Here is a 20,911-nt window from a genome sequence, read left to right as displayed (position 1 = left end):
TGTCAGCGCAGGCGCAGCGCGAACCAGGCCAGGGCGACCCAGCCGCCGAGGAAGGCAAGCCCGCCTAGGGGCACGACGGCCCCCAGCCAGCGCGGTGCGCCCAGGGCCATGGCGTAGAGCAGGCCGCAGAACAGCAACGTCCCGACGGCAAAACTCCAACCGGCAATCTGCAGGGCCAACTGCGTGCCGTCCCGGCTCAAGAGCGCAACGCCGATGAGGGCCAAGGCGTGGAACATCTGGTAGCGCAGACCGGTGTCGATCCAGCCCAGCGCCTTGGCATCGAGGCGCCCTTGCAGCCCATGGGCCGCAACGGCGCCCAGACCCACGGCGAGGAAGCCGCTGATTGCCGCCAGCAGCAGCCAGATGCGCATGGCAATCGCCTCTTAGCGGCTAAAGCGCCCCGGTGAGAGGGCTTCGGGGTCGACACCGGCGGCGGTCAGATAGCTCGGCAGGGCTTCCTTGCGCACCAGCGCGGCCGCAAGAGCGGAGGCTCCGGGCGAGGTCTGAATGCCGTAGCCGCCCTGCCCCGCCAGCCAGAAGAATCCCTCGGCCTCGGGATCGAAGCCGATCACCAGCGAGCCATCGGGCGAGAAGCTGCGCAGTCCGGCCCAGGAGTGCTCAATGCGTCGCACCGGCAGGTCCACTGCCTGCTGAAAGCGGTCCACGGCAAGCGCGACATCCAGTTCCTCAGGCCGGGCATCGCAGGGCTCGGTCGGGGTGGCATCCGCCGGTGAGACCAGCAGTTTGCGGGTTGCTTCAGGGCGGGAGTACCAGGTCTCTCCGCAGTCGGCCATCAGCGGCCAGCGCGCCGAGCCAGGCTCTCCCGGCGCTCCGTCGATGATCAGCGCGGTCCGACGCTTCGGCTGGATGCCCAACGGCCTGACACCCGCCGCCTCGGCGGTCAGGTCGGCCCAGGCGCCCGCCGCATTTATCAGAACTGGCGCCTCGAAGCGGCCCGCGGGTGTCGTCACTTCCCAGACGCCGCCCTTGCGCACCGCCGATTCCAGTGGGGCACGAAGCTGCATCTGGCCGCCGCGTGCGCGGAAGAGGCGCAGGAAGCCCTGATGCAGCGCCGCAACGTCGATGTCCTGCGCGTCCGACTCGTAGCCGGCCGCAGCGACCGCTTCGGGGCGCAACAGGGGCACCAGTTCGCGAGCGGTTTCGGGACTGATTGCCTCCATGCCGACCGAGGCGGCCAGTTCCTTCTCAAGAGTGGCTTCCTGCCCAGGGTGCGCCAGCATCAGCACCCCGCGTGGGCTGACCAGCGGCGTGTCCGCGAAACCCTCCGGCGGGCCGAGGAAGAACTCCCGGCCGGCGATGGAAAGCGCGCGCACGTCGGGCGGACCGTAGTTCACGATGTACATGGCCGCTGAACGCCCGGTGGAGTGATAGCCGGGCTGCTCCTCGCGTTCGAGCAGCAGGACCCGTGCATCCCCGGCCAGGCGGGCGGCGGCGGAGGCGCCGGCAATGCCGGCGCCTACGACGATGATGTCATAGCTTTCGCTCATAACGTCCTCAGAATGCGACCTGATCGCCGCCCTTGAGATCGAGCAGGGCGCGCGCCTCGGCCGGCGTTGCGACCTCAAGCGACAGGTCCTCGACGATACGGCGGATCTTCGCCACCTGGTCTGCGTTGGACTTGGCCAGTTCGCCCTTGCTCACGTAGATCGAGTCCTCGAGGCCGACGCGCACGTTGGCGCCCATCACCGCCCCCATGGTGCAAAGCGGCATCTGGTGCCGGCCTGCGGCAAGAATGGACCACTGGTAGTCCTTGCCGAAGAGTTTGTCGGCGATCCGGCGCATGTGCATGAGGTTCTCGGGATCGGGGCCGATGCCGCCCAGTATGCCGAAAATGGTCTGCACGAAGAGCGGCGGCTTGACCAGCTTGCGGTCGAGGAAGTGGGCCAGATTGTAGAGGTGACCCACATCGTAGCACTCGAACTCGAAGCGGGTGCCGCATCCCTCGCCCAATCGCTCAAGAACCTGCTCAATATCCTTGAACGTATTCCGGAAAATGAAGTCCCGGCTGTTCTCAAGGTGCTTGCGCTCCCACTCGTGCTGGAAAGAGGGATACTTGTCGAGCAGCGGGAAGAGACCGAAGTTCATCGAGCCCATGTTGAGCGAGCACATTTCCGGACTGGCCTTGAGCGGGGCTGCCAGGCGCTCTTCCAGGGACATGCCGTGACCGCCGCCGGTGGTGATGTTCACCACCGCATCGGTGGACTGCTTGATGCGCGGCAGGAACTCCATGAAGACCGCCGGATCCGGAGTCGGCTTGCCGTCCTTGGGATCGCGGGCGTGCAGATGCAAAATCGACGCGCCGGCCTCCGCCGCGGCCACGGCCTCCGTCGCGATCTCGTCCGGCGTGATGGGCAGATGCGGAGTCATGGTTGGCGTGTGGATCGAGCCCGTCACGGCGCAGGTGATAATGACCTTGCGGCCGGCAGGCTTGGCGGTTTCGGCGGTGGTGGACATGGGCGACCTTTCGTTTCCTCAGGAGTCTTTTGACAGCAGCACGCAATCGCGTGCGCGGATGCGCAGTTGCACGGCCGCGCCGTCACGCAGGGGCTGCTCGTCGATCGGGTTGATGACCTGCAGACTGGTGCCCAGCGCGTCGACAAAATAGCGTGCCGCCACACCCTGATAGTCCAGGGCCCGCACCTTGCCGTCAACGACGGCCGTGCCGGACTCGGGCGTATGATGCTCGGCCAACAGGATCCGTTCGGCCCGGATGACCACATCGCACAGGGTTCCGGGCGCAAATCTGCTTTGCTCTTCGACCGGCAGCAGCGTTCCATCCGGCAGCCGGATGCCCTCAGCCTCCACGGTTCCCTGCAGCAGATTGGCATTGCCCAGGAACTCGGCGACGAAGCGCGAGGCGGGATGATTGTAGATCTCCTCCGGATGCCCCTCCTGCTCCTTCAGGCCATTGCTCATGACCACGACCTTGTCGGACAGAGCCAGGGCCTCCGCCTGATCGTGGGTCACGAATATCGTGGTGATGCCCAGCTCGCGCTGGATGCGCTTCAACTCGACCCGCATCTCCTCGCGCAGGTTGGCGTCCAGGGCGCTGAGCGGTTCATCGAGGAGCAGCACGTCCGGCTCGATGACCACCGCACGCGCAAGTGCGATGCGCTGCTGCTGCCCGCCTGAAAGCTGTGCGGGGAAGCGCTTCTCCACGCCGGGCAGGCGCACGATTTCCAGGGCACGGGCGACGCGCTCGCGAATCTCGGACTTCGGCACATTGCGATAGCGCAGGCCGAAGGCGATGTTGTCGTAAATGGTCTTGTGGGGAAACAGGGCATAGTTCTGGAACACGAGTCCCAGGTTGCGCTTGTGGATCGGCACAGAATCGATGCGCCGCCCCTTGATCCATATTTCGCCGCTGCTCGGCTGCTCCAAGCCGGCCACCATGCGCAGGATGGTGGTCTTGCCGCAGCCCGACGGGCCAAGGAGTGTGAGGAAGGAACCGGCTTCCACCGTCAGATCGACGCCTTTGACGGCTTGTACTTCGCCGAAGTTCTTGATGACGCGCTTTAACTCGACGGCGCCAGCGCTGCTCTCGGCCATGCCAGGTCCTCAACTCAGATCGATATGTTCACACGGGAAGGCGCTCGCCCTGACCCGCCGGGAACGGTCGGTCCAGGGCGAGCATTTCTGGCTTCCTCAGGCGCCGCGTTCGATGCGGCCCCAGGTCCGCTTCCAATCGGCTTCGTTCGACGTCCAGTACTCGGGGTCGGCGAAGGTGAGATTGTCCAGCGTGCCAGTGGGATCGTAGGCGGGAAGTCCCTCCACCTTCTCGGTCATCTCGACCTTGTTCGGATCGAGAGACGGTGGATAGTTCTGCCCTTCCGCGACGGCGATCGCGGTCTCCGGCTCCAGCATGAAGTTCAGCAACACCTCGGCCTCTTCCACCGGCGAGCCCTTGAGCACCAGCATGGATTCCATCCAGGCATAGCTGTTCGGCGGGTCGATGTAGCCGATGTTGTGGCCCTGCTGCTGCAGCGCGGCGACGCGGCCGGACCAGGCCTCGGTGACCACGATTTCTTCCTTGGCCAACAGGTCCATGAGCTCCGCGCCCGAGCCCCAATACTTCAGCAGGCCCTCACGGTGCTCGCGCAGCTTCTCCCAGACAGCATCGATATCCTCGATGTTGTTGGGATCCTGGTCGGTCTGCAGCGCCGCATACCAGACGCGGGTCTGCCAATCGGACCAGCCGCCGATCTTGCCCTGATGGTCCGGGTGCAGCAGCAGATTTGCGCCCATCTCCTGTGCTTCTTCGTCGGAGATGTAGTCACGGTTGTAGGCGATGCCGGTGGTGCCGTAGTCGTAAGGCACGGCCGAGAGGAAGTCCGGCGACACCTTCCGGAAGGGGGCGACCAGCGCATCCATCACCAGTTCCATGTTGGGGATGTTGTCGAGGTTCAGGTCGACGCCCATGTCGGTGTCGATCCAGCGCTTGTACCAGGCCACGCCGGAGGAGTGGACCAGGTGATAGTCGCCGACCTGGCCTGCCCGCACGCCGGTCAGGACCTCTTCCTCACCGCCGAAGGTGCGATCGAGAACGGTGTTGCCGGTGGCCTCCTCGAAGGGATTGAAGGCGTACTGCCGCAGCGCTTCGGAGACGACACCGCCCCAGCCATCGAAGCGAATTTCCACCCCTTCAGCGAAGGCCTGACGGCTGACGCCGCCCAGCACGCCGCCGGAGACACCTGCGGCAACGCCGGCCAAACCCAGCATCCGCATGAAGCTGCGGCGCTCGAGATCGCCGTTCAGGTAACGCTCACGCAGTCTTTCCAGACGCTTTTTACTATCCATTTCAGCCTCCTGTTATTGGACCGGTTCAGTATCGCCCGCGGTACGGCATCACAGCCGCCCCCGGGCAAAAGCACGGGCAGCCGCCCCGGCAAGCAGCGGCAGTCCGACGGTTATCACGATCATCACCGTTCCCAACGCATTGATCTCCGGGCTGATGGAATGACGCAGCATGCCGAAGATCTGGGTCGGCACCGTCTCCACGCCCGGCGGGCGCCAGAACAGGGTGCCGGTGATGTTGTCGAAGGAAATGGTGAAGGCGAAGAGCAGGCCGGCGAAGACCGCCGGCATCAACAGCGGGAAGGTGATCTGGAAGAAAGTCTGCACGGGATTGGCGCCCAGGGAGCGCGCCGCATCCTCATAGACCTTGCGAATCCCCACCAGGCGCGCCTGCACCACCAGGACCACGAAGGGCAGCGCGATCAGCACATGCCCGGCCAGCAGCAGCACCAAGCTGCGCGGCTGATCCAGCCAGCGCATGAAGAGCAGTAGGCCCACCGCCAGCACGGTCTCCGGTACGAGCACCGGGGAAATCAGCAGCGTGTTCAGGAAGTTGGTGCCACGCACGTTGTACCGCATCAGCGCCAGCGAGGCGAGAATACCGAGGGTTGTGGCGATGACGGCGGCCGCGATGCCCATCAGCATCGAGGTGCGAAATGCGCGTACCACGGGCTCATTGTCGGCCAGGGCCTCGAACCAGCGCAGGGAGAAGCCCTGGATTGGAAAGCCGCCAAACTGCGCATCGTTGAAGGAAAGCACCACGACGATGGCGATCGGCGTGAACATGAAGAGGTAGACCAGCAGGGTGTAGAAGCGAATAAGACTCCAGGTGCGCATCGTTCTGCCTCCTCAGTTCAGGCTCTTGTAGAGCCGGCTGAGGCCCATGAAGCGGCCGTAGATCACCACCAGCGATCCGAGCAGGACCAGCAGCACCACGCTCAGCGTCGCACCCATCGGCCAGTTCAACTCCATCATGATGGTATCGTAGATCAGGTTGCCGAAGAGGAAGTTGTCGGGTCCGCCGAGAATGAGCGGCGTGACATAGCTGCCGCCGGCCAGCACGAAACAGAGCAGCGAGCCGGCTGCCAATCCCGGCAGCGAGAGTGGCAAGGTGACTTCGCGAAAGGCCTGCCATTCGGTGCAGCCAAGGGTGCGCGCCGCGGAAACCAGGTTCCGATCAATGCCTTCGAGGCTCACGTAGATGTTGAGGATCATGAAGGGCAGCAGAAAGTGCACCAGGCCCATCACCACCGTGGCCTCGTTGTAGAGCAGGCCCAGCGGCTCATCGATGATGCCCAGCCAAAGCAATGTGGCATTCACGATTCCCTGGGATCCGAGCACATGCACCCAGGACAGCTGGCGGATGATGAAGCTGACCCAGAAGGGCAGGATCAGCAGCAGCATCAACAGCCACTTATGGCGGTAGGTGGTGTTGGCGATGAAGTATGCCGGCACAAACCCCAGCAGCACGCAGACCAGGGTCGTGATGGCGGAGATCCGCAGAGTCTGCCAGATGGCGTAGTGGTAGAAGCTGTCCTGGAAAAACCAGCGCCAGTTCTCGAACTGAAAGGCCGGTCGGTCGACGGCAACGTCGATGTACTCGTAGAAAGTGAAGACGAAGATGATGGCCATGGGCACGACCATCAGCAGGAACAGCGCCAGCAACGCCGGGGCCAAAAGCACCCACGGCCGCGCGTCAAACCCCTCGTCCTGCGCCAAGGCTTTCGCCATTGCGCTCCCCATTCCTTCTGACGGTCTCTTGCGGACCGCAGCCCCATTACAGAACGGAGCCTCGACATTCTGCAAATAGATAGCAAGAATGCCTGACATAGCGTTAGGCTATGAGGGTGGTATGCAGGTACAGGAAACTTCAGGGGAATCGATTCCCGAGCGACTGAGCCGGGAGTTGGATTGGAACCTGCTTCACACCTTTATGGTGATCGTCCAGGAAGGCAGCATCACCCGAGCAGCCGACCGCTTGCTGCTGCGCCAGCCGAGTGTGAGCAACGCCCTCAAGCGCCTGGAGGCCCAGCTTGAACGGCGCCTGATCGATCGCAACCGTGGGCGGTTTCAGCTGACCGAGTCAGGGCGACTGCTCTACCGTGAGTGTGTGGAAATATACGGCAGCGTCTCCCGCCTCGCCGTGATGCTGCGCGACTCCCGTGAAACCGTGGCCGGCGAGATCTCCATCGCAGCGGCAAGTCATGTGGTCTGCCCCTTCTACGACCAGGTTCTCAGCGGCTTCCAGGCTGCCCATCCCCAGACCAGCTTCTCCGTGGAGATCTCGACCTCGTCGCTGGTTCAGCACGCCGTGTTGCACAAGGGTGCGGCGCTCGGTTTCTGTCTGGTCAGCGACCCAAGCCCGCGGCTCAACTACGAGCATTTCTTTCGCGAGCACTTCGGCTTCTTCTGCGGCCCCAGCCACCGGCTGTTCGGGCGCCGGGGTCTCTCGCTTGCGGCCCTCAGGGGCGAGGCCTTCGTATCCTTCAAGACGGATCAGCTTTCCGACGCCTTGCGGCCCGTGGCTCTCTTGCGTGAACGGGCAGGGCTTGGCGGGCGCATCGTCGCAACCTCCTCCCACCTCGAGGAGGTGCGTCGCATGATCGTGGCCGGGCTGGGTATCGGCCCGCTGCCCATCCACGTGGTGGAGAAGGACATGCGCGACGGCCTGCTCTGGCGCCTGCCGCCCTACGAGGAACCGCCGGCCATCGACATCTACCTGGTGACCAACCCGCGCATGCATCACAGCCGGGCCGAGTCGCTTTTCCTGCAAAGCCTGCGACAAAGGATCACCAGCCTGCCGCTGTCGGCACGCACCTACCCGCCGCAATAGTCCGGGTCAGTCCAGTGGTTTGGCATCGGGAGCAAGGAAGGCCCGGCTTTCGGCAATGGCCTCGGCCAGGCCAACGCGTTGCGGCGTCACACCTTCGGGAAAAGCGCCAAATAGCCGTGAGGGCATCATCGGGTCGAGCAGGACGAACACCCCATGGTCATCGGCCCGGCGCACCAGCCGCCCGAAGGCCTGACGCAGTTTCAGGCGGGTCAGCCGATCGTCATAGCGCCGGCCGTCGAACTGCTTGCGCCGGGCCTTGTGACGCAAATCCGGGCGCGGCCAGGGCACACGATCGAAAACAATGAGCCGCAGAGCGCGCCCCGGGACATCGACGCCGTCTCTCACCGCATCGGTGCCGAGCAGGCAGGAGTCGGGCTCCGCCCGGAAGATCTCCACGAGGGTGGAGACGTCCATCCCGTCCACATGCTGCGCCAGGAGCGACAGGCCGGCCTGTTCCAGTGGCGCGGCAATGCGCCGGTGAACGGCGCGCAGGCGGGAAATCGCGGTGAACAGGCCGAGTCCCCCGCCGCCGGCCGCCAGAAAGAGTTCTCGCAATGCGGCTGAAACCTGGTCCAGATCGTCCTTGCGCACATCGGTGACAATGAACACCCGGGTCTGGGAGGCATAGTCGAAGGGCGACGGCACACCCGCGCGCACCGAAGGATTGGGCAGATGCACCGCACCGACGCGCATCTCAGCCGCATGCCAGTCGGCTTCAGGCTCTCCGCTGCGGTCGGTCAGCGTGGCTGAGGTGATGAGTGCCCCGTGAGCGCGGGACAGCACGCTGCGGGCCAGCGGCAGCGTCGGGTCGATCCAATGGCGATGCAGCCCAAGGTCGATTTCGTTGCCTTCGATCCGGTCGACGGCAAGCCAGTCGACGAAGGTCTCGGAGGGTGGCTGCTCGAGGGCTTCCAGCATGGCGCACCAGGCCTGCACCGGCAGCAGCAGGCGCCGTTCCAGGGAGCGTGCCAGGCCCTCGATCCGCCGGCGCTGATCCACCTCCAGGGTTTCGGCCTCCTCGTCGAGGCGGCGCTGCAGTTGGGTGGCGATGCGCTTGGCGGGGTCCAGGATGGCCTGGAGGTCCGCCAGCAACTCATGGGCCGCCGTGAGCAGATCTTCCGATACCGGATGAAGCTCGCATTCCAGCGAATAGCCCTCACCCGCCTTCTCGGCGCGCGCAAAGACCTGGCTGCGCACGGCGAGAAGGAAATGCTCGCAGGCGCCATCGGCCCCGCCGTCCGCAAGACGTCCGTGCCAGCCCTCCTGGGGCAGGCACCGGGCGGCGCGCACTAGGAAATCGAGCGACTGCTCCAACGGCCCCCCGTTGTCCAGCATGTCCTCCATGCGCCGGCGCAGCCCGCGCATGCGACTTGCACCGCCGCCGCGCCGGGAGTCGGCTCCGAGCAGCCATCGTCGCAGTTCGGCGGTTTCCTGGCCGGAGAGGTGCGCGGCAAAGGCATTGTCGGCGGCATCGAAGAGGTGGTGCCCCTCATCGAAGACATAACGCAGCGGAATGCCGCCCTCCTCGCCCCCACCGAGCGCGGCCTGCACCATCACCAGGGCATGATTGGCCACCACCAGCTCCGCCGTGCGGGCCCGGCGGATCGACTTCTCGATGAAGCACTTGCGCCAGAACTCGCAGGCGGAATGGATGCACTCGCCGCGTCGGTCCACCAGACCGGCCAGCCGGCCGCGCCCTATGATCTCAACCAGCCAGCCCGGGAAGTCTCCGCCGGCGATGTCGCCATCACGGGTGCGCAAGGCCCAGCGGGCAACGAGGCCCAGGGGAATCGCCGCCTCGCCAGCCTGCGCCCCGCTGACCTGGGGCACGCGTTCTGCATAGTTGAGCAGGCAGAGATAGTTCTCCCGGCCTTTGCGGATCACCACCTTGCGGCGTTTCTCGCTCGTCTGGGGGTAAAGTCGATCCAGTTCGCCATCGATCTGCTGCTGCAGATTGCGCGTGTAGGTCGACAGCCACACCGGCGCTTCGTTGCGCTCGGCCCAGAGGCTGGCCGGGGCGATATAGCCGAGCGTCTTTCCCACGCCGGTGCCTGCTTCGGCCAGAACCAAGCGTGGCTCTCCCTCTGCTTCCCGCGGCGCAAAGGCGGCGCAGGCCGACGACGCATAGTCCGCCTGCTGGGGCCGCGCCTCAGATTCGTCGCCCAGGAGCTCGGCCAGGCGCTGCCTGGCCGCGGCCGGCTCCACGGGAAAGTGCCCGGCTGGCTGTTCGGGGGCATGTTCCGACCACTCGCCCAGCCTCTCCCAGACACGAAAGCCTGCGCCAATGCGCGGCGCCTCGGCGCTGCTGCCAATGCCCAGCATGCGCATCACCCAAGGTCCCCACAGCCAACCGGCCCGGGTCATTGTGAAGGCAATCCCCGCCGCCTGAGGATCCCCGGAAGGCCCGCGTGCCTGCAGCTCTCGCAGCAGCAGGCCGGCCGCCTGTCGCAGGGACAGCGCCTGTGCCTCCTCGTCCTTTGGCAGCGGCAATCCCAGTGCCAGGGCGAGCCCGCGCGGGGTCGGCGCGCAGAAAACGGCCGGCCGCGTGAAAGCAAAAAGCTCGAGCAGATCGTAAGCGTGCAGCCCATCGAGGTTGAGCCGTCGCGCCGTGGCCCGAGCGTGAACCAGCAGCACCGGGTCTGCCACCGCCCGGCGCGCCGCCTCCGGCAGCGAGAGGGTTTCCAGCACGCCCTGCGGCGTCAACCAGACAGCGGCACTCACGCCGGCAATCAGCACCGGCGGAGGAGCGGCAGAGGGGGGCGTGGGCTCCAGGGACATGAGAGCGGGACTATACTGTGCCGTTGTGCCCTGGTCAGGTGCAGATGTTCAGTCGGGCCAGGGTATCGCTCAACCGAAAACCTGTCCGTCGCGCAGCTGCAGCGTTCGATCCATGCGGCCGGCGAGTTCGAGATTGTGCGTGGCGATCAGGGCAGCCACGCCGGACCCCTTTACCAGCTTGGTCAGCAGATCGAACACCTCGTCCGCCGTTTCCGGGTCGAGGTTGCCCGTCGGCTCATCCGCCAGCACCAGCGATGGCCGATTGATGATCGCCCGGGCCAGGGCGACGCGCTGCTGCTCGCCGCCGGACAGACGGCCAGGCCGATGCTCGATGCGGTCGCCGAGGCCAACGAGATGCAACAACTCCTTGGCATCATTGGTGGCGTCGCGGCGTTTGCGCCCGGCGATCATCTGCGGCACCACCAGGTTCTCCAGCGCCGAGAACTCGGGCAGGAGGTGATGATACTGGTAGACGAAGCCGATACGCCGGCGCCGGATGGCAGTGCGCTCACGATCGCGCAGCGCGGCGACGGCTTGACCGGCGATCTCCACTTCGCCGCTGTCCGGCGTTTCCAGTAGGCCGGCAATATGCAGCAGGGTCGATTTCCCCGATCCCGAGGGGCCGACCAGGGCGGCCAGTTCGCCGCTGTAGAGGCTGAGGTTGATGCCCTTCAGGATCTCCAGGCGTTGGTCGCCCTGGGCATAGAACTTGGTCACCTCCACCAGGCGCAGGCGCACCTCTGCCCTACTCATAGCGCAGTGCCTCCACCGGATCGAGGCGCGCCGCCCGCCAGGCCGGCAGCAGGGGTGCCAGGAAGGAGATGAACAGCGCCATCGCCACCACCTCGAGCACTTCCCGGGGGTCGCGCTGTGCCGGCATGCTGGTCAGGAAATAGACCTCGGGATTAAAGACCTGGGTGCCCACCACGGCTTCCACCCAGCCCTGGATGGTCTGGATGTTGTCGGTGAAGACGATGCCCAGGGCGACGCCCAACAGCGTGCCGAAGAGGCCGACGGCTGCACCGCTCATGAAGAAGACGCGCAGGATCGTGCCGCGCGTGGCTCCCATGGTGCGCAGAATGGCAATGTCGCGGCCCTTGCCCTTCACCAGCATGTACTGGCCCGAGAGGATATTGAAGGCGGCCACCAAGATGATCAGCGACAGGATGACGAACATCACGTTCCGCTCGACGGCGAGCGCGTTGACGATCGACGAGTGTGCTTGCTGCCAGTCAACGGTGCGCCAACCGGGGCCGAGTTCCTCGTCGATCACCCCGCGCAACTCCCAGACGCGCTCGGGATCGTTCACGAAGATCTCGATGGCGTTGGCGGCTTCCGGGTAGCGGAAGAAGATCTGCGCCTGATCCAAAGGCATGTAGATGGTCGAGAGATCGAACTCGTACATGCCGATCTCGAAGAGCCCGGCAATGGGGTAGGCCTTCATCCGAGGCACCGTGCCGATGGCGGTCTCCGACCCCTGCGGACTCAGCAGGGTTATGTCCCCCCCTGCCCCGACACCCAGTTGCTGGGCCAGGCGGCTGCCGGCCAGCAGCCCGCCGTCACGGCCGAAGTCCGAGACCCGGCCGGCGATCACCTTGCTGACGAGCTGCTGGCGCCGTTCCAGGTCTTCCGGCGCCATGCCTCGGACCTGGGCACCCATGGCCCGGTCGCCGGACGTCACGATCACCTGCGACTGGATGAGCGGCGTGGCAAGCCTGACCCCCTCCAGATCCTCCAGGCGCTGTGCGACGTCTCGATAATCGCTGATGGCCTGGGAATCGTAGTAGGCCGTCAGATGGCCATTCACGCCGAGAATCCGGCTCATGAGCTCGATGCGGAAGCCGTTCATCACCGCCATGACGATGATGAGAGTGGCCACCCCCAGGGCGATGCCAAGCAGCGAGAAGACCGCGATGACCGAGATGAAGCCTTCCTGCCGGCGGGAGCGCAGGTAGCGCAGTGCCAGCAGACGCTCGACGGCGCCAAAGATCATCCGCGGGCCACCGTTAGGTTGTTGGCCGTGATCTTGTTGATCGCAGCTTCGAAGCTCAATTCTTCCTTCTCTCCCGAGGCGCGGCGTTTCAACTCCACGGTGCCGGCCTTGACGCCGCGCGGGCCAATGGTGAGCTGCCACGGCAGTCCAATCAGGTCCATCTCCGCGAACTTGGCGCCGGCCCGTTCGTCACGCTCATCATAGAGCACATCGAGACCGCTGCGACCCAGAGCAGCATAGGCATCCTCGCCCGCCTTCGCGCAGTCGCTGTCACCCGGCTTGAGGTTGATCAGCCCCACGTCGAAGGGGGCCACCGCATCCGGCCAGATAATGCCTGCTTCGTCGTGGCTCGCTTCGATGATGCCGCCGGCCAGGCGCGACACGCCGACGCCGTAGGAGCCCATGTGCACCGCGACCTCATCACCCTCGGGCGTCGCGACGCGTGCGCCCAGGGGTTCCGAGTACTTGCTGCCAAAGTAGAAGATGTGTCCCACCTCGATGCCCCGACCTTCATAGCGCCGGGCCTCCGGCACCTCCTTTTCGAAGGCCGCTTCCTCGTGCTTCTCGTCGGTGCGGGCATAGAGCTTGGTGAAGTAGTCGACGACCGAGCCCACTTCCTCCGGATTGGCGTAGTCGATTTCCCGGCCCAGTACGTCGACGTCCAGGAAATCCCGGTCACAGAAGACCTGACTTTCGCCCGTGTCTGCCAGGATGATGAACTCGTGGCTGAGGTTGCCGCCGATCGGTCCGGTATCGGCCTCCATGGGAATGGCCTTCAGGCCAAGGCGCGCAAAGGTCCTGAGATAGGCGACAAAGAACTTGTTGTAGGACTGCCGTGCCGCCTCGAAATCCAGGTCGAAGGAATAGGCATCCTTCATGAGGAACTCACGGCCACGCATGACACCAAAGCGCGGCCGGACCTCGTCGCGGAACTTCCACTGGATGTGATAGAGCAGCTTCGGCAGGTCGCGATAGCTCCGGACCGAGTGGGCGAAGATGTTGGTGATCAGTTCCTCGTTGGTCGGCCCGTAGAGCATGTCACGCTCGTGCCGGTCCTTGATGCGCAGCATCTCCGGACCGTAGGCATCGTAGCGGCCGGACTCGCGCCAAAGGTCGGCCGACTGGATGGTCGGCATCAGCACTTCCTGACACCCCATGCGATCCTGCTCTTCACGCACGATCTGCTCGATCTTCTTCAGCACGCGAAAACCCAGCGGCAGCCAGGAATAGATGCCGGCCGACGCCTGGCGCACCATCCCGGCGCGCAGCATCAGGCGGTGGGAGACGATCTCCGCCTCCTTGGGAGTCTCTTTCAGGGTCGGCAGGAAGAACGCGGAACGGCGCATGGATGCCTCGGATGGACGCTGTTGAAGGGTGGTTTTCCGTACTGCGGCGGAGAGTAGGCAAGCTCCCTTATCTTGTCCACGCATCCCTGGACTCGACCCACGCCTTTGAACGCCCCCCATACTAGCGGGCTACTGCAGTTTGTCCCGCCGCCACTGCGCCAAAACCTCCGCGGACTCTGCCTCCTGCAGTGGCGTGCGCCGCGCCGGCGGTTGGCCATCGATCCAGCCGCCAAAGCCGATTTCCACCAGCGGCCCACTGCCGTCCGCGCCACTGACGTTCACCTGTCCGCGGTCCCGAACCTGGGGATGTGCCAGCACCTCTTCAGGCCCCAGGAGCGCCTGAAAGCAACAATCGACCGCATTGAGAAGTGCTTCCCAATCGCGGAGCGGCCGGCTCTTGAACAGAGCGGCGACTTCCTCGATCAAGCCGTTCTGTGGCAGCGGTTCGTCCTGGCGGGCCATCCAGTTCTCCTGCCCGACCGCCGTGCAGAAGTTGGCCCAGAACTTGGGCTCAATGGCGCCGAGGGAGACAAAACGGCCGTCCGCACACTGATAGATGCGATAGAAGGCCGCGCCGCCGTTCAGCACGCCGGCTTCCCTTTGCGGGGCTTCGCCGCGCAGCGCACTGGTCATGGGGATGGCCTGCCAGGCCAGAACTGTCTCGGTGAGGCTGATGTCCAGGCTGGCACCTTGCCCGCTGCGCGTCCGGCGAAAGAGTGCGGCGAGGATGGCGCTCACCGCCTGCAGCGCCGAGGCGTGATCGGCGACTGGGGGAAAGGCCGCCACAGGCCGCTCGGCCGTACCGCTGGCGATCAGCCCGCCTCCCAGGGCGAGATAGTTGATGTCATGGCCGCCGCGCGTGGCCAGCGGTCCGGTCTGTCCGAATCCGGAGAGCGCGCAGTGGATCAGGTCGGGCCGCAGAGCCTGCCGGCGCTCAGCGCCAAAGCCCAGCTTGTCCAGGGTCCCCGGGCGATAGCTTTCCAGCAGCACATCCGCCGTGGCCAACAGCTCCGCAAAGCGGGCTTTGCCCTCCTGGCTTTTGAGGTTGAGGCGCAGCACGGTCTTGCCGGTGTTCACCAGCTTGTACCAGGCCGAGATACCATCCGGATCCTGCGGCCCCAGCCTGCGCATGGGATCGCCGCCGAGCGGCTCCACCTTCACCACGCTTGCGCCGAGATCGGCCAGCATCTGGCCGGCGGCTGGCCCGGGCAGCCACTGCGACAGATCGATGACGCGCAGGCCCTCCAGCAGGTCGCTCATTGCCGAACCACGTCCTGCAGCGGCTCGAGGCCAGCGTCCCAGGCCGGCTCTGGTCCGAAATGCTCTACCAGGAAATCGATGAAGGCCCGCACCTTCGGCGCCAGATGACGGGCATGAGGATAGACAGCATGCACACCCAGGAGGGCTGGCCGATAGTCGGGCAGCAATGGCTTGAGACGACCGGCCACCACATCCGGTCCGGCAATGAAACTCGGCACCAGCGCAATACCCTGCCCCGCCACACAGGCGGCGCGCAGCAGATCACCGTTGTTGGCGCGCAACCGGCCGCCGATGCGCACCGAGGCCGGTCCATCCGGCCCGTCGAAACGCCACTCGTCCCCGCTGGCAGAATAGCTGTAGCTGAGGCATTCATGCTGGGCGAGATCGGACAGCAGTGCCGGTCGGCCGCGGCGCTCCAGGTACTCGGGCGCAGCAACCAACAGCATGCGGCAGGGGGCGATGCGGCGGGCGATCAGGCTTGAATCGGTTAGCCGGCCGATGCGCACTGCCAGATCGTAGCCCTCCTTCACCAAGTCGGCTTGGCGGTCCTCCAGGGAAATTTCGGCCGAAATCTCCGGGTAGCGGCGCATAAAACTCTCGAGCGCCGAGCCCAGATGCAGCAGCCCGAAGCTGACCGGCGCGTTGATGCGCAAAGTCCCGCGCGGTGCTGACTGCAACGCGCTGACGGTCTCTTCCGCCTCACGCAGGGCTTCCAGCAATGTGCCCGCCTGCTCGAAGTAGGAGCGGCCCGCTTCGGTCAGGCTCAGCTTGCGGGTCGTGCGATGCAGCAGGCGACTGCCCAGACGCGTCTCCAGGGCCTGCACATGCTTGCTGACCATGGCACGGGACATGCCAAGATCCCTGGCCGCGGCTGCAAAGCTGCCCTGGGCCGCCACGCGCAGGAAGACTTCAATACTCGTCAGACGATCCATGCTTCACGATATACCTGCGTCGCTCGCCGACGAAAGCCTTTCCCTCGCCGTGCGTTCAGGCCTGTGCCGTGGCGGCGTCCACCTTCAGGGACAACGGCGGCGGTTGATTCAGAGTCTGGAAGACGACGCAGTAGCGCTCGGTCAGCTTGGTCAGGGTCGCGATGCGCTCGGCCGGCTCGGGCGTGTCGAGATCGAACGTCAGCCGGATGGCGGAGAAGCCCACCGGTGCGTCCTTGGCAACGCCCAGGGTGCCGCGGAAATCCAGGTCGCCTTCCGCCGTGACCTTGCCGCCGCGCAGGTCAAACTCCAGCGCCGTGGCCACGGCCTTCAGGGTGACACCCGCGCAGGCCACCAGGGCTTCCAGCAGCATGTCACCGGAGCAAGCCTGGCTGCCGCTGCCCCCGGTCGCAGGGTGCAGACCCGCTTCGACGAGGGCCCGGCCGGTGTCGACCTTGCAGGCGATGCCTTCCGCAATGTTGCCTTCGGCCGAGAGCGTGACGACTGCGGCATTCGGCTCGTCCTTGTAGCGGCTCTTCAGGGGGGCTTGCAGGGATTTCAGGTCTTCAGCGTTCATGTCGTTACGCACCTTCTCGAAAATCGGAACTCAGGACAGATCGAGGCTGGCGATGATCTCTTCTTTCAGTCGCTGCACCTCGATCGCCGTGCGCGAACGCGGTCGGGGAAGATCGACTTCCACGCTGCGGTGGATCCGCCCTGGGTGCCCGCGCAGCACCACCACGCGATCCGAGAGCACCACCGCCTCCTCGACATCGTGTGTGACCAGAATGAGGGTGAAACCTTCCCGTTCCCACAGTTCCACGAGATGATCCTGGAGTTTCAGCCGCGTGAAGCTGTCCAGCGCGGAAAAGGGCTCGTCCAGCAGCAGAACCGAGGGCTGGCGCACCAGTGCACGCGCGATGGCGACCCGTTGTGCCATCCCGCCGGAAAGCTGTCGCGGCAGGGCCGAAGCGAAGTCCGCGAGCCCTACCTTCTCCAAGGCATCCGCTATGCGCCGCTCCTGTTCGCGGCGCGGCAGGTCCAGCAGGGCCAGGCGCACGTTCTCGGTCACCGACAGCCAGGGCATCAGCCGCGGCTCCTGGAACACCATGCCCACATTGGGCGAGGGCCCGGTCACCGGCCGGCCTTCGAGGCGAATATCGCCGCCGGTGGGTCGGTCCAGACCACAGACGAGCCGCAACAGGGTGGATTTACCGCAGCCGGAAGTGCCAACCAGGCTCACGATCTCCCTGTCGCCGATGCGAAGGTCCACCCCTTCCAGGGCCGTGTGGGTCAGGCCACCGCCATCGGCGAAGGTCTTGCTGAGTTGCGAGATATCAAGCACGACCGGCCTCCTGGCTGGCGCCATAGCCATCCTGCCAGGCGGTCAGGCGTTTTGCCGTGGCAGCGATCAGTGCGTCGGAGAGCTTCCCGGCCACGGCAAAGAGCAGCAGGGCACCGATGATGATGGCGGGCCGGCCCGTCATCTGGCCGTCGATCATCAGGAAGCCGAGCCCCTGGCTGGCCCCCATCAGTTCCGCTGCGATCACGAACATCCACCCCAGCGCCAGGCCGGAGCGCAGCCCGGTGAGATAGCTGGGCAGCGTGGCTGGAATGAGGATGCGCCGGATCAGGTCGAATCGGCCCAGCCCATTGACCCGGGCCACCTCCACCAGCTTGCGATCGGTCGATTGGATGCCGCTCATCAGATTCAGATACACGGGGAAGAAGACACCGACGCCGATGAGCGTGATCTTGGAGGCCTCGAAGATGCCGAACCAGAGAATGAAGAGCGGCACCCAGGCGAGCGAGGGCACCGCCTTGAGTGCCTGCAGGGTTGGGTCGAGATAGGCGCGCGCGTTGCTTGAGTAGCCGGTCAGAGCCCCGAGAAGCGTCGCGGCAAGTGCACCGGCAGCGAATCCCACCGCAACCCGCCAAACGGTAATAGCAATGTGCTCGGCCAAGACACCGCCGGCGGCAAGCGCCAGCAACTCATTGGCCACGGCAGCCGGCGCTGGCAGCAGATAGTCGGGGAAGACGCCGGCACTGGTCAGGCTCTGCCACAGGAGCAGCAACACCGCCGGAAGAGCGAAAGCACGCAGGCGTGCCAAGCGAGGCAGAGGGACGCGCGGCGTCGCCCTGCCCTGCACGCCGGGCGGAAGATCTGCCCGGCGCTCCAAGGTGATTACGGACATGCGCGGTGCCTCACTGCGTCTCGACGACGGCGTTGAGGAAACGCTCGTCAATCAGTTCGTCGACAAGCACGGCAATGTCCGTGCCCTCGTCGATCACGCCGATCTTCTGCAGCACTTCCCCGGCCGCGATGAAGGTTTCGCGGTGCGGCTGTCCGATCGCCGGGGTACTGAGATCCGTGCGCTCGTCGAGCTGTTTCTGAGCCACCTCCGGTGTGATCTTGGCCGCTTCGACCAGTGCGGCCTGCAGTTCGTCAGGGTGGTCGAGTGCATAGCGCCGGGCCCGTTCATAAACTTCCAGCACCCGCTCCACCGTCTCGGGATGGGCTTCCGCAAAGGATTCCCGCACGTTCAGGATGCCGTAGGTGTTGAGATCGGGGGCGCGGTGGAAGAGGCGGACGCCCGATTCCAGTTCACCCGCCGCCATGTGGGGATCGAGCCCGGCCCAGGCATCCACCTGGCGCCCGACGAGAGCCCGGTAGCCGTCGGGATGCTGCAGGAGTACGGGACGAATGTCGTCTTCGCTCAGCCCGGCAGAGTCCAGGGCACGCAGCAGGAAGATGTGCGGGTCGGTGCCCCGGGTGACCGCTACCGACTTGCCCTTCAGGTCCTCGACACTCTCGATACCGGAATCGGCACGGGTGACCAGGGCGGTCCATTCGGGCTTGGAGTAGACGTAAATGGACTTGATCGGCAGCCCGCCAGCCTTGCCGATCACGGCCGCAGCGCCGGCGGTGGAGCCAAAATCAATGGAGCTGCCCCGCAGGAACTCGAGCGCCTTGTTGGAGCCGAGGGACAGAACCCAGCGGACTTCGACGTCCTCTTCGGCAAAGGCTTCTTCCAGCCAACCCTTGTTCTTCAGCAGGATGCTGACGGGGTTGTAGTAGGCCCAGTCGATGTTGATGCGGTCCGGGGGCGACGCCGCCTGAAGCGGCGCAGGCGAAGCGGCGAGGAGGCCGCCGGCGAGAAACGCGGCCCCAATTGACAGAAAGTAACGCTTGGTAACGGGGAACATGATTTACTCCTCCCTCTTGCGACGCCATGGGCGCCTCTTGCACGAGCGAGGCTCCACGACATCGGGTAAGGAGAAGTCCGCCAGGATCCGGGCAATAAAAAACCCGCCGATCCTGAGCGGCGGGTTCCAAACCCGCTCGCTTTAGCTGGAATTTATATAGCGCCCCGCAAGCTGAGCCTCAAAGCGGCGCTGTGAAATCTTCCTAAGGCCATTCGCCTATGCAGGTCAAATAAAAAATGCGCGGGAGTGCAAATTCCTCCTCCGGGCTGAGCAACTCCCCACTTATTGTTTCCTGTGCAAAAACAAACTGTGGCGAACTTCCCAGATTATCATTTCAGGCGTTGCATGGCATGCCTTACCTCAACGCGGCCCGATCGTGGCCGCCCCGCCACCCAATCTCACAACGAAGGGGATAAGAACCATGCTTTCGCCGACCGCGCCGCTGGGCGCCTTCCTGCTCCGCCTGACCCTCGGGGTCGCCTTCCTGGCCCACGGCCTGATGAAGGTATTCACGTTCACCGTCCCCGGCACCGTGGCCTACTTCGAGAGTATCGGCTATCCGGGAAGTTTCGCCTACCTCGTCATCCTGGCAGAGATCGGCGGCGGCTTGTTCCTCATCCTGGGCGTTCAAGTTAGGTTGATCGCGCTTCTGCTGCTGCCAACGATGATTGGCGCGCTGCTTGAACACACCGGCAATGGCTGGGTGTTCAGTGCCGAAGGCGGCGGGTGGGAGTATCCAGTGTTCTGGACCATTGCCCTACTCGCCCAAGCCCTGATGGGCCCCGGCGCCTATGCGCTGCGTGTTCCCGCGTTGCGTCCCCTGGAGGCCCGCGGCTGGGTCTGACCCTTCAGCCGGGCCGCCTCATGCGCCGCGGCGCAGAAGCAACGTGCTCCAGTTGCCGATGCGCCAGCGGCGTTCGAGCTTGAGGCCGACGGCACGATGACGGGCCAGAACCTGTCGTTCCTGCCGACGGATCAAACCCGACAGCACCACCCGACCGCCCGGCGCCAGGTGCCGGGCGGTATCGGTCGCCATGGCACAGAGTGGGCCGGCAAGGATGTTCGCGAGGATGAGGTCGTAGGGAGCGCGGCGGCTGATCGCGTGCGCCCGATAGCCCCGGCTTTCCACCAGCGTGACCCGCGTCGCAACCCGATTGAGTTTCGCATTGTCGCGCGCCACGGACACCGAGGGCGCATCAAGGTCGCTGCCCAGCACGCGCAGATGGGGCCAGAGCCGCGCTGCCCCAAACGCGAGGATGCCCGAGCCACACCCCAGATCGAGGGCGCGCTTGGGTTTGCGCCGCCGGTCCTTTGCCAATGCCTCCAGGGCGAGCAGGCAACCGCGTGTAGTTTCGTGCCTTCCGGTCCCGAAAGCGACATTGGCATCTATCAGCAGCGGGATTGATCCCCACGGTGGAGGGGTCTCCACGTGGCTGCCATAGACCCAGAAACGACCGGCGGTCAGTGCCGGCAAGGAGGCGCGGCTTTCGGCAACCCAATCGATCTCCGGCATGAGTTCCAGCGTGAAATTCGGAACATCACAGCCGGTCACCATCGCTGCCACGGACAATTGGGCATAGACCGCTGCCCGTCCCGGATCCTCGCCGAGGTAGAGCTGCAGCGGCACCAGCCCCTTGTCGTCGGGCCCACCCACATCAAGAGCGCCGCCCAGGGGCTCCAGCGCGGTCTCGAACATCGCCACGCTGCCCTCCGGCACCCGAAGCGACAGCAGATAGATGGGCAACATCTT

At 65.2% G+C, this 20,911-nt stretch carries 20 protein-coding genes; 2 read left to right on the top strand and 18 right to left on the bottom strand.

The features are described 5' to 3' along the window. Positions 1 to 2: 2 nt before the first annotated feature. The 7 genes from ABZ720_RS14775 to ABZ720_RS14745 all read right to left on the bottom strand — a co-directional run bounded on the left by ABZ720_RS14775 (position 3) and on the right by ABZ720_RS14745 (position 6,546). Positions 3 to 371: a DUF423 domain-containing protein gene (locus ABZ720_RS14775; RefSeq protein ID WP_366556297.1), complete on the bottom strand. Its 369-nt coding sequence runs from the start codon at positions 369 to 371 to the stop codon at positions 3 to 5. A gap of 12 nt (positions 372 to 383) precedes the next feature. After that, positions 384 to 1,508 carry an NAD(P)/FAD-dependent oxidoreductase gene (locus tag ABZ720_RS14770; RefSeq protein WP_366556296.1) on the bottom strand — a complete coding sequence of 375 codons (1,125 nt, stop codon included), beginning with the start codon at positions 1,506 to 1,508 and terminating at the stop codon, positions 384 to 386. A 7-nt stretch (positions 1,509 to 1,515) separates the two neighbouring features. Then, the gene (kce, locus tag ABZ720_RS14765; RefSeq protein WP_366556295.1) at positions 1,516 to 2,475 is read right to left on the bottom strand and encodes a 3,5-dioxohexanoate:acetyl-CoA acetone transferase; all 960 of its coding nucleotides are present in this window, start codon (positions 2,473 to 2,475) and stop codon (positions 1,516 to 1,518) included. Positions 2,476 to 2,493: 18 nt separating this feature from the next. Continuing rightward, entirely contained in the window at positions 2,494 to 3,570 is a 1,077-nt protein-coding gene (locus tag ABZ720_RS14760; protein ID WP_366556294.1) for an ABC transporter ATP-binding protein, read from the bottom strand. Between the two features lie 96 nt (positions 3,571 to 3,666). Next, positions 3,667 to 4,818 (bottom strand): extracellular solute-binding protein, encoded by a 1,152-nt coding sequence (locus ABZ720_RS14755; RefSeq protein ID WP_366556293.1) that lies wholly within the window; start codon positions 4,816 to 4,818, stop codon positions 3,667 to 3,669. A 48-nt stretch (positions 4,819 to 4,866) separates the two neighbouring features. Then, positions 4,867 to 5,652 carry an ABC transporter permease gene (locus ABZ720_RS14750; RefSeq protein WP_366556292.1) on the bottom strand — a complete coding sequence of 262 codons (786 nt, stop codon included), beginning with the start codon at positions 5,650 to 5,652 and terminating at the stop codon, positions 4,867 to 4,869. A gap of 12 nt (positions 5,653 to 5,664) precedes the next feature. Beyond that, a complete protein-coding gene (locus ABZ720_RS14745) occupies positions 5,665 to 6,546 on the bottom strand; it encodes an ABC transporter permease (protein WP_366556291.1) in 882 nt (293 codons plus the stop codon). A gap of 121 nt (positions 6,547 to 6,667) precedes the next feature. Here ABZ720_RS14745 and ABZ720_RS14740 point away from each other — a divergent pair, with 121 nt between their 5' ends. Further along, positions 6,668 to 7,648 (top strand): LysR family transcriptional regulator, encoded by a 981-nt coding sequence (locus ABZ720_RS14740; RefSeq protein WP_366556290.1) that lies wholly within the window; start codon positions 6,668 to 6,670, stop codon positions 7,646 to 7,648. Positions 7,649 to 7,654: 6 nt separating this feature from the next. Here ABZ720_RS14740 and ABZ720_RS14735 read toward each other — a convergent pair whose 3' ends face one another. The 10 genes from ABZ720_RS14735 to ABZ720_RS14690 all read right to left on the bottom strand — a co-directional run bounded on the left by ABZ720_RS14735 (position 7,655) and on the right by ABZ720_RS14690 (position 19,161). After that, complete coding sequence (locus ABZ720_RS14735) at positions 7,655 to 10,369, bottom strand: ATP-dependent DNA helicase (RefSeq protein WP_366556289.1); 2,715 nt, start codon at positions 10,367 to 10,369, stop codon at positions 7,655 to 7,657. A 126-nt stretch (positions 10,370 to 10,495) separates the two neighbouring features. Then, positions 10,496 to 11,179 (bottom strand): ABC transporter ATP-binding protein, encoded by a 684-nt coding sequence (locus tag ABZ720_RS14730; RefSeq protein WP_366556288.1) that lies wholly within the window; start codon positions 11,177 to 11,179, stop codon positions 10,496 to 10,498. Beyond that, positions 11,172 to 12,419: a lipoprotein-releasing ABC transporter permease subunit gene (locus ABZ720_RS14725; protein ID WP_366556287.1), complete on the bottom strand. Its 1,248-nt coding sequence runs from the start codon at positions 12,417 to 12,419 to the stop codon at positions 11,172 to 11,174. Before ABZ720_RS14725 ends, ABZ720_RS14730 begins: the two co-directional genes overlap by 8 nt. Beyond that, the gene (proS, locus tag ABZ720_RS14720; RefSeq protein WP_366556286.1) at positions 12,416 to 13,765 is read right to left on the bottom strand and encodes a proline--tRNA ligase; all 1,350 of its coding nucleotides are present in this window, start codon (positions 13,763 to 13,765) and stop codon (positions 12,416 to 12,418) included. The genes ABZ720_RS14725 and proS overlap by 4 nt, the downstream gene beginning before the upstream one ends. A 129-nt stretch (positions 13,766 to 13,894) precedes the next feature. Continuing rightward, a complete protein-coding gene (locus ABZ720_RS14715; RefSeq protein ID WP_366556285.1) occupies positions 13,895 to 15,025 on the bottom strand; it encodes a CaiB/BaiF CoA transferase family protein in 1,131 nt (376 codons plus the stop codon). Next, on the bottom strand, positions 15,022 to 15,957 hold the full coding sequence (locus tag ABZ720_RS14710; RefSeq protein WP_366556284.1) for a LysR family transcriptional regulator: 936 nt from the start codon (positions 15,955 to 15,957) through the stop codon (positions 15,022 to 15,024). The genes ABZ720_RS14715 and ABZ720_RS14710 overlap by 4 nt, the downstream gene beginning before the upstream one ends. Positions 15,958 to 16,012: 55 nt before the next feature. Then, positions 16,013 to 16,531: an OsmC family protein gene (locus tag ABZ720_RS14705; protein ID WP_366556283.1), complete on the bottom strand. Its 519-nt coding sequence runs from the start codon at positions 16,529 to 16,531 to the stop codon at positions 16,013 to 16,015. Between the two features lie 30 nt (positions 16,532 to 16,561). Continuing rightward, positions 16,562 to 17,299 carry an ABC transporter ATP-binding protein gene (locus tag ABZ720_RS14700; protein ID WP_366556282.1) on the bottom strand — a complete coding sequence of 246 codons (738 nt, stop codon included), beginning with the start codon at positions 17,297 to 17,299 and terminating at the stop codon, positions 16,562 to 16,564. After that, positions 17,292 to 18,149, bottom strand: a complete 858-nt coding sequence (locus ABZ720_RS14695) for an ABC transporter permease (RefSeq protein WP_366556281.1) — start codon at positions 18,147 to 18,149, stop codon at positions 17,292 to 17,294. Before ABZ720_RS14695 ends, ABZ720_RS14700 begins: the two co-directional genes overlap by 8 nt. A 10-nt stretch (positions 18,150 to 18,159) precedes the next feature. Then, a complete protein-coding gene (locus ABZ720_RS14690; protein ID WP_366556280.1) occupies positions 18,160 to 19,161 on the bottom strand; it encodes an aliphatic sulfonate ABC transporter substrate-binding protein in 1,002 nt (333 codons plus the stop codon). A gap of 421 nt (positions 19,162 to 19,582) precedes the next feature. Here ABZ720_RS14690 and ABZ720_RS14685 point away from each other — a divergent pair, with 421 nt between their 5' ends. Continuing rightward, entirely contained in the window at positions 19,583 to 20,005 is a 423-nt protein-coding gene (locus ABZ720_RS14685) for a DoxX family protein (RefSeq protein ID WP_366556279.1), read from the top strand. A gap of 18 nt (positions 20,006 to 20,023) precedes the next feature. Here the strand turns inward: ABZ720_RS14685 and ABZ720_RS14680 are convergent, their stop codons facing one another. Then, positions 20,024 to 20,908, bottom strand: coding sequence for a 50S ribosomal protein L11 methyltransferase (locus ABZ720_RS14680; protein WP_366556329.1), 885 nt, complete (start codon positions 20,906 to 20,908; stop codon positions 20,024 to 20,026). Between the last annotated feature and the right edge of the window lie 3 nt (positions 20,909 to 20,911).

This window comes from Aquibaculum sediminis (assembly GCF_040712085.1).
Lineage (GTDB): Bacteria > Pseudomonadota > Alphaproteobacteria > Kiloniellales > DSM-21159 > Aquibaculum > Aquibaculum sediminis.
Note: the sequence above shows the minus strand (reverse complement) of the source record. Positions and strands in the feature narration are given on the sequence as shown.